Raw genomic sequence first — 11,171 nt, 5'->3', positions numbered from 1 at the left:
AGGACCCTGGTGACCCTCGAGCTCGAGTACGAGCCGGAGGGCCTGGTCGAGAAGGCCGGCGACGCGCTCCACATCATCGAGCGTCAGGCACAGTCGGACGTGGAGAAGTTCAAGACGTTCATCGAGTCCCGCAGCATGGAGACCGGTGGCTGGCGTGGCGAGGTCGAGGGCCAGGCGAGCACCCCCGGCGTGGAGGCGGCAGCGTCCTCGCAGGGCGACAGCGGCAAGGCCGGGATCTCCGGCAAGGCCGTCGCGGCGGGCGTGGCTGCCGTTGCCGGCGCTGCTGCCGTGGCGCACGCACGGAGCAGCTCCTCCGAGGACACCGACGTGGAGTCGGTCGAGGTGACGACTCCGCCGGCGCCCGTCACCGAGGAGGTCGTCGTCGTCGACGTGGACCCCGATCTGGCCGCCGGCGGGACCCCCGCCGACCGCGACCAGCGCTGACTCACGAGGCACGAAGGAGGGCCCGGCATCCACGGATGCCGGGCCCCTCGGACGTTTGGCGAGGGAGAATCGTCGAGGACACGGGCTACAGACGCCCTGCAGGCCCTATGGTGCTTGGGAGGCGAAGCACCTACCCAGGAGGCCAGTCGTGCACAACGGCGCTGAGTACGTCGGGGACGACTTCTACTGCGATGTCGCGCTCGCGCATCCGGACGAGCTCGACATCGTGCACGAGGACGATCGGGTCCTCGCCTTCCACCACACCAAGCCGAAGTGGGAGCTGCACCTCGTGGTCATCCCGAAGCGGCACATCGCGTCGCTGACTCGCGCCTCCGCGCTCGACGAGGACGACGTCGCGGCGGTGCTCCGGGTCGCCCAGACGCTGGCTCGAGGCGTGGAGGAGGAGCGCGGAGCCCAACCTGTCATGAGCAACCTGGGGAACTACCAGGACTCGCAGCACCTACGCGTCCACATCCACTCCGGCCCGCGCCTCTCCTCCCCCTCCGAGCCCGCCTCGACCGATGACGCAGTCGCAGAATGAGGCCGTAGCGGTCACGTCACGCAGCTGACCGGCGGACCCGCGCCCACTGGTAGTGACCGCCATCCCCGAAGTGGGTCCAGGTGGCGAATGACAGGACCTCACCCACACGGCTACCTCGTTCGTCCGCGGATGATTTGGCGGACCCGTTCCCAACGGTCTTTGATCGCCGCCTCGGCACCCAGCGATGTCGGCCGGTAGTAGGCAGCATCCTCGACCACGTCGGGTGCGTACTGCTGCTCGGCGATAGCGAAGGGCTCGTCGTGGCTGTAGACATAGGGCTTCGGAGCGCCCTTGTTGTGCCCCAGCTTCTCCGCCCCGGCGTAGTGCCCGTCACGCAGGTGGGGCGGGACGTTGCCGATCTTCCCCGCCCGGACATCGGCGCTGGCGGCATCGATCGCCAGGATGACGGCGTTCGACTTCGGCGCGATGGCCAGCGCGATGGTGGCCTGCGCGAGGTTGAGCCGCGCCTCCGGCATGCCGATCAGCTGGACGGCCTGCGCAGCGGCCACCGCGGTCGTGAGGGCGGTGGGGTCGGCGAGCCCGACGTCCTCGCTGGCGAGGATCACCAGGCGGCGGGCGATGAAGCGGGGGTCCTCGCCCGCCTCCATCATCCGCGCGAGGTAGTGCAACGCGGCATCGACGTCCGAGCCGCGCACCGACTTGATGAAGGCGCTGATCACGTCGTAGTGCTGGTCGCCCTGGCGGTCGTAGCGCACGGCCGCCTGGTCGACGGCCGTCTCGGCCGTCGCGAGGTCGATCAGCGTGCTGTCCTGGGAGCGGGCCGCTCCGGCAGCCGCCTCGAGATACGTCAGCACGCGCCGGGCGTCACCGCCTGCCAACCGGACGAGGTGGGCCTGCGCGTCCTCGTCGATCTCGAAGCCACCTGCGAGTCCACGCTCGTCGACGAGGGCCTGCTCCACGACGGCGACGATGTCGTCGTCGGTGAGCGACTCGAGCCGGAGCAGCAGGCTGCGGGAGAGGAGCGGGGAGATGACCGAGAAGAACGGGTTCTCCGTGGTAGCCGCGACGAGGGTGACCCACCGGTTCTCCACCCCCGGCAGGAGCGCGTCCTGCTGGGCCTTGGTGAACCGATGCACCTCGTCGACGAACAGCACCGTCTCGCTCCCTCCGCGCGCGAGCTCGGAGCGGGCGGCATCGATGGCCGCGCGTACCTCCTTGACCCCGGCGGCCACTGCCGAGACCTCGACGAACCGCCTCTTGGTCTGCTGGCTGACGATCGAGGCGATCGTCGTCTTGCCGGTGCCGGGAGGCCCCCACAACAGCAACGACATCGATTGGTCGCCCTCGATCAGCTGCCGAAGCGGCGATCCCGCCGCCCGCAGCTGCCCCTGTCCGACGAGCTCGTCGAGGGTACGAGGCCGCATTCGAACCGCGAGCGGTGCCGAGGCGTGCGTGTTGGCGCCCAGTGATCCCTTGCCGACAGCGGAGACGGGCACGCCCGTCCCCGCATGTTCGGGTATGTCGAAGAGGGAGTCCACTCAGGCCGAGGTCAGCTGCTTGGTCTTGAGGTCGTACCACTCCGGCTCGTAGCCCGGTCCCGTCATCAGCGGGGTGGCGGCCGTGCCTGTCGGGGTGCCCTGGTCATCGACGCCGAGCAGCTCGGTCGTCACCGGGGTCGCCGGGTGCGCACCCAGCTCACCGGCGAAGTGACAGGCGACCTTGTGCCGCCAGCCGATCTGCAGCAGCGGCGGCTCGACCCGTGCACAGATCTCCTGCGCATAGGAGCACCGGGTGCGGAACCGGCAGCCCGACGGCGGGTTGATCGGGCTCGGGACATCGCCCTCGAGACGGATGCGCTCGCGACGACCGCCGATCGCCGCCTGCTTCACGTCCGGGACGGCCGAGATCAGTGCCTGGGTGTAGGGGTGGTGCGAGTGGGAGTAGAGCGTCTCCCGATCGGCGATCTCGACGATCTTGCCGAGATACATCACCGCCACCTCGGGGCAGAAGTGCCTCACGATCGCCAGGTCGTGCGCGATGAAGAGGAAGGCGATGTCGAACTCCTTCTGCAGGTCCTGCAGGAGGTTGACGACCTGGGCCTGGATGGAGACGTCGAGCGCCGAGACGGGTTCGTCGGCCACGAGCAGCTTCGGGTTGAGCGTCAGGGCGCGGGCGATACCGATGCGCTGACGCTGGCCGCCGGAGAACTCGTTGGGATAACGGTTGTAGTGCTCCGGGTTGAGGCCCACGACCTCGAGGAGCTCCTGGACCCGACCCAGGATCTTGTTCTTCGGGACGATCTTGTGCACCGACAGCGGCGCGCCGACGATGGCGCCCACGGTGTGGCGAGGGTTCAGCGAGGTGTAGGGGTCCTGGAAGATCATCTGGACGTCGCGACGGTAGGGCTTCATCTCCCGCTGGGAGATCTGTGCGAGGTCCTTGCCCTCGAACATCATCGAGCCGCCGGTGGGGTCGTAGAGCCGGGTGATCAGGCGACCGGTGGTGGACTTACCGCAGCCGGACTCGCCCACGAGGCCAAGCGAGCCGCCGCGAGGAACCTGGAACGAGATGCCGTCGACGGCCTGCACGTGGCCGATGGTGCGGCGCAGCAGGCCCGACGACTTCACCGGGAAGTACATCTTGAGGTTCTCGACCTCGAGCACCGGCTCGGCGTCGGGGTCCAGCCTCGACGCGGTGTGACCCTCGAAGTTGCTGGCGACGGCAACCTCGTGGTCGCTGTAGCCGTCCTCCTGGACACCGACAGCGCCGTCGACCGGTCCAGTGGTCTGGCGTTCGCCGGTGTCGGCGGCGTTGGCGCCCACCTCGCTGGGGGCGATCTGTGCTTCAGCGTTGGGGTCCTGGGTCATCGGATCTCCTCGACCAGGTCGGGAGCGATCTCGGGCAGGACTTCGGCCCGGTAGATCGCGTCGGGGTTGGCCAGGTGACAGCGCTTGAGGTGCTCCACGCGGCCCGAACCAGTTGCCAGCTCGGGCATCTTGTCGTAGCAGAGGCGTCCGGGCACCTTGTCCTTGAACCCGCAGCGCGGGTGGAAGGCGCAGCCCGTCGGCGGGCTGAACAGGCTGGGCGGGTTGCCCGGGATCGGGATCAGCCGCGCGTCGGTGCTGGCGGAGATGTCGGGGATGCTCGACAGGAGGCCCCAGGTGTAGGGCATCTCCGGGTGCGTGAGGATCTCCTTGGTGGTGCCGTACTCCACGCAGCGGCCGGCGTACATGACCAGCACGTCGTCGGCCATCTCGGCGATGACCCCGAGGTCGTGGGTGATGATGATGACCGCGGAGTTGAACTCGCGCTGGAGGTCCTGCAGGAGATCGAGGATCTGCGCCTGCACCGTCACGTCCAGGGCGGTGGTGGGCTCGTCGGCGATGAGCAGGGACGGGTCGTTGATCAGGCCCATCGCGATCATCGCACGCTGCCGCATCCCGCCGGAGAACTGGTGCGGGAAGTCGTCGACCCGGCTGTCGGGCTGAGGGATGCCGACGCGGTCCAGCATCTCGATGGCCTTGCGCCGGGCATCGCGATCACTCGCGTTGGGGTGGTGGACCTGGTAGGCCTCCGCCAGCTGTGCACCGATCTTGTAGAACGGGTGCAGGGCCGCGAGTGCGTCCTGGAAGATCATCGAGACCGTGTTGCCGCGAAGCTTGCGGAAGCGGTTCTCCGAGAGCCCCACCACCTCGGTGCCGTCGATGCGGATCGAGCCGGTGATCTGGCTCGACTTGGCGTCGTGCAGGCCGAGGACGGCCATGCTGGACACCGACTTGCCCGAGCCCGACTCGCCGACGATGCCGAGGGTCTTGCCCATCTCGACGGAATAGCTCAGCCCTTGCACCGCCGAGACGGGCCCGTCCTCGGTGGGGAAGGTGACCGTGAGGTCCTCCACCACGAGGATCGGACCCTCGGTACGACCGATGGTGGAGTCGGAGCCGGGAGTTGAGCTGGGAACGGTGCTGGTCACGAAAGCCTCACCCTGGGGTCGAGAAAGCTGTAGACGACGTCGACGATCAAGTTGCTGAAGATGAGCATCACCGCGGAGAACAGTGTGGTGGCTGCCACGACGGGCAGGTCCTTGTTGCCCACCGCCTGGAGGCTCCAGTATCCGATGCCCTGGATCTCGAAGATGCGCTCGGTGAAGATGGTGCCGGCGAGCAGGGAGCCGAAGTCGATGCCGAAGATGGTCACGACGGGCACCAGCGCGGCGCGAAGGCCGTGACGGTAGACGACGGTGCGTGCTGGCAGTCCCTTGGCCTTCGCGGTGCGGATGTAGTCCTCGCTCAGCGCCTCGACCATGGCACCTCGCGTGTAACGCGTGTACTGGGTGCAGCCGAAGATGCCGAGCGCGACCCAGGCCAGGAACAGTCCCCCGAACCACTTCAGCGGGCCGTCGGAGAACGGCGAGAAGTAACCGACGTCGGAGACGACCGGGGCCTCCCACAGGACGGTGAGGTAGAGCCAGGTCAGCAGCGCGAACAGGTAATAGGGAATGGAGCTGAGGAACAGGAAGCTGGAGACGAGCGCCTTGTCGGCCACCGAGCCCCGCCGTCGAGCGGCGGCGACGCCGATGGGCACGCCCAGCAGGAGATAGAGGAAGGCGCCACCGACAGCGACCGAGATCGTCGCGGGCAGACGACTCACGAGCTCGTGGGTGACGGGCTGCTTCGTGTTGTAGGAAAGACCCAGGCAGGGCGCGTCGCACTGGTAGACGTCGGTACGGAACGCGATCTCGCGGCCGACGAAGATGCCTTTCACGAACTTGCCGTACTCGGTGTAGATCGGGTTGTCGTAGCCCAGACTCTTCTCGTAGGCCACGAGTCGCTCCGGGATGCAGCGGACTCCCTGCTCGCGATCGCAGATGGGCTTCGCGGGGCTGGACGGGCCGTACCAGAACAGGGCGAAGACCGCCATGGACACGAGGGTCACGACGAGGAAGCCCGAGATCAGCCGCTTGACGATATACGCGAACATCGCAGTCTCTCCCAGAGATGGGTGGAGGGTTATGGAGGGTGATGGACCCCCGGGCTGGCGAGTGGGGGCTCCCGATCCGGGAGCCCCCACCCGACAGGTGAAGCTGTGGTGCTCAGAGCTTGCTACTAGAAGTGACGCTTACCGTGACTACTCACGGTAGAGGGTCACTGCATCACGTAGAAGTCCTTGTAGTTCGGCGCACCCAGTGCGGCGTCGCCGCTCGGGTTGCCGATCTTCTCACCGAAGACGAACAGGTCGTTGCGGAACGCGGTGGGGATGATCGGGAAGTACTCTTCCATGATCTTTGCGTCCAGCGCGCCCCAGGCGTCAGCCTGGTCCTCGAGAGGCATGGCGGCGATGTCTTCCATCTCCTGGTCGATCGCCTCCTCGTTGAACCCGGCGGTGTTGTAGACACCGTCGCTGCTCAGGAGCGGCGGGAGCATGGTGGAGCCAGCCGGCCAGTCCGAGCACCAGTTGACGCCACGCAGGTTGAGGGTCTTGTTGACCTTGTCGTCCGGGTTCAGCCAGATGTCGTACGGCGAGACCTGGACCGGGATCGCCTTGACCTTGAAGCCGGCCGACTCGAAGCCCTTGGTGATCTGCTTCTGGACGGCAACGGCCAGCGGGTCGACCTCGTAGAAGATCATCGTGATCTGGTAGCCCTCTTCGCCAGCCTCGGCGAGGAGCTCCTTGGCCTTCTCCGGGTTGTAGGTGATCTGCTCACCGTCCGGCTGGAAGTCCTCGACCTTGCCCGCCATGCCGGGAGGCATGATGGAGTTGGCGGGAACGCGGGTCACGCCCGGAACCTCGCCGCCGGCCAGCCACACGTCCTGGTAGGGGTAGGCGTACGCCAGTGCCTTGCGGACGTTGATGTCGGTGATCTTGCTGTAGTCCGGCGTCAGCGTCGAGACACACTGCGAGGTCTGCTGAACGAGACGCTCACCGAGTTCGGAGTTGGCCTGCTCGTACTTGTCCGAACCGATGGACGTGGCGATCGCGGTCTGCGAGTCGGAGTTGCCCGACAGCATGATCTGGTCGACCTTCGCCTGGTCCTGGTCGAACTTGAAGATCCACTCGTCGACGTACTGGTGACGAGCCGGGTCGCTCTCGGCGATCCACTGGTCGTTCTTGGTGAGGATGAGCTCCTCGGACGGCGTCCACTTCTCGATCTTGTAGGGACCGTTGGACAGCGGGTCGGTGCCGTAGTTCGGCGGCTGCGAAGCCTTGCCGAGCGGCGCCGGGCCCATCGCCATGAAGGCGCCCCAGTAGTCCATGTCCGGGAAGGGCTTCTCCATCTTGATGGTCACGTCCTGGCCGTCGAAGCTGATCGCGTCGTAGGCCTTGCCCTTGTCCGTGTAGGGACCGGCGTAGTCCGCGCCGCCGGCGAAGTAACCCTTGGAGTACTCAGCACCGGGGCCGGCGGGGAACGTCTCGGCGTCGAGCGAGCGCTGGATGCCCCAGGCCACCTCTTCGGCCGTGACGGGCTTGCCGTCCTCCCACGTCGCGTCGTCACGAATCGTGAACGTCCACTCGGTGTAGTCCTCGTTGGGCTGGCCCAGGTCGACCGCGAGGTCGGGAACCAGGACGGGCTGACCGTCCTCGCCGCGCTTGTACTGCGTCAGCGAGCGGTGGGTCAGCGCCTGCTGGATCGAGTTGCCGAGGACTGACCAGCCATCGGTCGGGTCAAGCGAGTTGGGGCCGGGGTCACCAGCGACGTACACCGTGACGGTGCCGCCCTCGGTGGCGCCTTCGAGCTCCTCGGCGGGACCCTGGAGGGTCTCGTCCTTGGTGCCACCCTCCTGTGCCCCGAACTTCTTGTCTGTGCCTGTGCCTGTGCCTTCTGTGTCATCACCGTTGCCGCCACCACAGGCGGCGAGAGTGATGAGAGCGGCACCGGCGACGAGCGCGAGCGGCTTGTTCCGCTTCATGTGTCCCAGCCTTTCTTATTCTGTGTACGTGCCGTCGGCAGGTGCTGCGGCAACGTCTCGGTCGCTTCTCGGTCGATCAGCGACGAGTCTTGGGGTCCAGGGCGTCGCGAATGGCGTCGCCGAGGAGGTTGAGGGAGAGGACGAGCAGGACGACGCCGATGAGCGGCTCCCACAGGTAGAGGGAGTACTGCTCGAAGTACTTGACTGCCTTGGCGATCGTCTGGCCCCAGGAGGCGCCACTGGTGACACCGATGCCGAGGAACGCGAGGCCGGCCTCGGCCGCGACGAACGCCGGCAGCATCAGCGAGACGCTGATGATGATCGGGGCGGCGAGGTTGGGCATGAGCTCCTTGATGAGGACCCGTGAGGTCGGCATGCCGAGGACCCGGGCCGCCTGGACGAACTCCCGCTCGCGCAGCGACAGGACCTCGCCGCGGATGAGGCGCGCCATCCCCATCCAGCCGAAGACCGCCAGCACGCCGATCAACGAGAACTTCTGGATCGTGACGTAGCTGTCGGCGGTGTTGAACCGCTCGTTGAGGATCGGGGCGAGGGTCAGCGCCGCCAGCAGGAACGGCACCGTCAGGAACAGGTCGATGAAGAAGGAGAGCACCTTGTCGACCATGCCGCCGAGAAAGCCTGCGAGCAGCCCGATCACGATGCCCAGCACCGAGGCGAAGAGCGTGGCCAGGGCTGCGATCGTCAGCGAGGTGCGACATCCTTCAACCCAGTAGGCGAGGTTGTCGTCCGCGGTCTGCGGCGCGATGCCGAACGGGTGGTCCGGGTCGAAGCCGTTGTTCGGCGGCCCCTCGAGGGGCATGCCGCCACCGAGCATGTCGAGGTACTGGCTCGGGAACACGGTGTCGGTGTTGACGCCGAGCATCTTGTTGATCAGCGGCGCGAACACCGCGACGATGATGAAGAACAAGATGACGATCGCGCAGATGACAGCGATCTTGTCGCGCAGCAACCGACCCAGAGCGATCTGCATCGGTGAGCGGCCGGTGATGGCCTTGGCCTTCTTGCTGTTCGGGTCGATCGGGGTCTCGTCGGTCAACGATCCCAATGCCTCCGGTGCAGTCGGCTGCGACATGCTCTCCCTATCTGGCCGGGTGCTGGTCAGTGGTGCGTGGTGCGTCTGGGCCCGTGGATCCTCAGCGCCGATTCGGGACTCTATGTGACGCGGACCGCGCGAACGATCACCGGCGCGTAACGATCCGGACACGACAACCGCTCCGTCCACCACCGAAGATCTGCTGACGTCTCAGCCCTCCGGCGACAAGTCCTCCGACGGCTTGGCGTCGACACCGGCTTCCTTGCGCTGTTCGGGCGAGATCGGCGCGGGTGCAGCGGTGAGCGGGTCGAGACCGCCGCCGGACTTCGGGAAGGCGATCACGTCGCGGATGGAGTCGGTGCCGGCCAGCAGCGCGACGATGCGGTCCCAGCCGAAGGCGATGCCGCCGTGCGGCGGTGCGCCGTACTTGAACGCGTCGAGCAGGAAGCCGAACTTCTCCTGGGCCTCTGCCTCGGCCAGGCCCATCACGGCGAACACGCGCTTCTGGATGTCCTCACGGTGGATCCGGATGGACCCACCGCCGATCTCGTTGCCGTTGCAGACGATGTCGTAGGCCCAGGCCAGCGAGCCGCCGGGATCGGCGTCGAACGAGTCGAGGTCCTTGGGCGAGGTGAAGGCGTGGTGCACGGCCGTCCAGGCGCCGCTGCCGACGGCCACGTCCCCCGCCGCGGTGGCGTCACCAGCGGGCTCGAAGAGGGGCGCGTCCACGACCCACAGGAAGCTCCAGGCACTCTCGTCGATCAGACCGCCTCGTCGACCGATCTCGAGGCGCGCGGCCCCCAGCAGTGCACGGCTGCTCTTGACCGCACCGGCGGCGAAGAAGATGCAGTCTCCGGGCTCGGCGCCCACGTGGGCGGCGAGGCCCGCCTTCTCGGTGTCGGTGAGGTTCTTCGCGACCGGCCCACCCAGCTCGCCGTCCTCGGTCACCAGGACGTAGGCCAGACCCTTCGCGCCGCGCTGCTTAGCCCACTCCTGCCACGCGTCGAGCTGCTTGCGGGGCTGGCCCGCGCCGCCCGGCATCACCACGGCGCCGACGTAGTCGGCTTGGAAGACCCGGAAGGTGGTGTCCTTGAAGTAGTCGGTGCACTCGACGAGCTCCTGGCCCATCCGGAGGTCTGGCTTGTCGCTGCCGAAGCGGGCCATCGCTTCGGCGTACGTCATCCGCGGCAGCGGGGTCGGCACCTCGTGTCCGATCAGCTTCCACAGCGCGACCAGGATCTCCTCGGCCAGGCTCAGCACGTCGTCCTGCTCGACGAAGCTCATCTCGATGTCGAGCTGGGTGAACTCCGGCTGGCGGTCCGCGCGGAAGTCCTCGTCGCGATAGCACCGGGCGATCTGGAAGTAGCGCTCCATCCCGCCGACCATCAGCAGCTGCTTGAACAGCTGCGGGCTCTGCGGCAGGGCGTACCAGCTGCCGGGCTGCAGCCGCGCCGGCACCAGGAAGTCGCGCGCACCCTCCGGCGTGCTGCGGGTCAGCGTGGGCGTCTCGATCTCCACGAAGTCATGGCGGTCGAGGACGTCGCGGGCGGCCTTGTTGACCTTGCTGCGCAGGCGGAGTGCGTTGTTGGGGCCGCTGCGCCGCAGGTCGAGGTAGCGGTGCTTGAGACGGGCCTCCTCCCCCACGTCGCCGCCCTTGGCGGTGCCGGCGTCGTCGATCGGGAAGGGCAGCGGGGCGCTTGCGGAGAGCACCTCGACCGAGGTGGCGACGACCTCGATCTCGCCGGTGGCGAGGTTGGGGTTCTCGTTGCCGGCCTTGCGGGCCACGACCTCGCCCGTGACCCGGAGGCAGTACTCCGACCGGAGCTCGCCGGCCACGTCGGGGTCGCGGACCACCACCTGCACCACGCCGCTGGCCTCGCGGAGGTCCAGGAACGCCACTCCCCCGTGGTCTCGACGCCGCGCCACCCACCCGGCGAGCGTGATGGTCTGGCCGACGTGCTCGGCGCGCAGGGCGCCGGCGTCATGGGTGCGGATCACTGGTTCTCCTCGGTGGTGGGGCTGGTGACGATGGTGGGCCGCAGGTCGGCGGCGGGTGGCGTCCACGTGGCGGGGTCGGCCTCGACCTGCTCGCCGGAGCGGATGTCCTTGACCTGGTGGGTGACCTCGCCGTCCGGGCCGGTCTGGACGAACCAGACGAAGGGGATGCCCCGCCGCTCGGCGAAGCGGATCTGCTTGCCGAACTTCTGCGGGCTCGGGGCGACCTCGCAGGGCACGTCGCGTGCCCGCAGGGCGGTCGCCACGG

9 protein-coding genes and 1 pseudogene are annotated in these 11,171 nt (G+C 67.7%); 2 read left to right on the top strand and 8 right to left on the bottom strand.

Annotated elements, in window-relative coordinates; all coding sequences use genetic code 11:
• Both JWN68_RS12345 and JWN68_RS12340 read left to right on the top strand, forming a co-directional pair.
• Positions 1–444: pseudogene (locus JWN68_RS12345) on the top strand (hypothetical protein); the annotation flags it as partial.
• A gap of 148 nt (positions 445–592) precedes the next feature.
• Entirely contained in the window at positions 593–985 is a 393-nt protein-coding gene (locus JWN68_RS12340; protein ID WP_297739232.1) for an HIT domain-containing protein, read from the top strand.
• 110 nt (positions 986–1,095) lie between these two features.
• On the opposite strand, the gene JWN68_RS12335 is transcribed toward JWN68_RS12340, so the two are convergent.
• From JWN68_RS12335 to JWN68_RS12300, 8 genes are all read right to left on the bottom strand, one after another.
• Positions 1,096–2,442, bottom strand: a complete 1,347-nt coding sequence (locus tag JWN68_RS12335; protein WP_297739229.1) for a replication-associated recombination protein A — start codon at positions 2,440–2,442, stop codon at positions 1,096–1,098.
• A gap of 42 nt (positions 2,443–2,484) precedes the next feature.
• Positions 2,485–3,813, bottom strand: a complete 1,329-nt coding sequence (locus JWN68_RS12330; RefSeq protein ID WP_297739226.1) for a dipeptide ABC transporter ATP-binding protein — start codon at positions 3,811–3,813, stop codon at positions 2,485–2,487.
• Positions 3,810–4,919, bottom strand: a complete 1,110-nt coding sequence (locus JWN68_RS12325) for an ABC transporter ATP-binding protein (protein ID WP_297739223.1) — start codon at positions 4,917–4,919, stop codon at positions 3,810–3,812. Before JWN68_RS12325 ends, JWN68_RS12330 begins: the two co-directional genes overlap by 4 nt.
• Positions 4,916–5,926, bottom strand: coding sequence for an ABC transporter permease (locus tag JWN68_RS12320; protein ID WP_297739220.1), 1,011 nt, complete (start codon positions 5,924–5,926; stop codon positions 4,916–4,918). Before JWN68_RS12320 ends, JWN68_RS12325 begins: the two co-directional genes overlap by 4 nt.
• 164 nt (positions 5,927–6,090) lie before the next feature.
• The gene (locus tag JWN68_RS12315; RefSeq protein WP_297739217.1) at positions 6,091–7,854 is read right to left on the bottom strand and encodes an ABC transporter substrate-binding protein; all 1,764 of its coding nucleotides are present in this window, start codon (positions 7,852–7,854) and stop codon (positions 6,091–6,093) included.
• Positions 7,855–7,930: 76 nt separating this feature from the next.
• Positions 7,931–8,947, bottom strand: coding sequence for an ABC transporter permease (locus JWN68_RS12310; RefSeq protein WP_297739214.1), 1,017 nt, complete (start codon positions 8,945–8,947; stop codon positions 7,931–7,933).
• A gap of 171 nt (positions 8,948–9,118) precedes the next feature.
• On the bottom strand, positions 9,119–10,906 hold the full coding sequence (gene aspS, locus JWN68_RS12305) for an aspartate--tRNA ligase (RefSeq protein WP_297739211.1): 1,788 nt from the start codon (positions 10,904–10,906) through the stop codon (positions 9,119–9,121).
• On the bottom strand, positions 10,903–11,171 hold a 269-nt coding region (locus tag JWN68_RS12300; protein ID WP_297739208.1), incomplete at its 5' end, for a His/Gly/Thr/Pro-type tRNA ligase C-terminal domain-containing protein. The genes aspS and JWN68_RS12300, both read right to left, overlap by 4 nt.

This window comes from Nocardioides sp., from assembly GCF_025964975.1.
Classification (GTDB): Bacteria; Actinomycetota; Actinomycetes; order Propionibacteriales; family Nocardioidaceae; genus Nocardioides.
The sequence above is the reverse complement of the archived record's forward strand: the minus strand, read 5'-3'. Positions and strand labels throughout refer to the sequence as shown.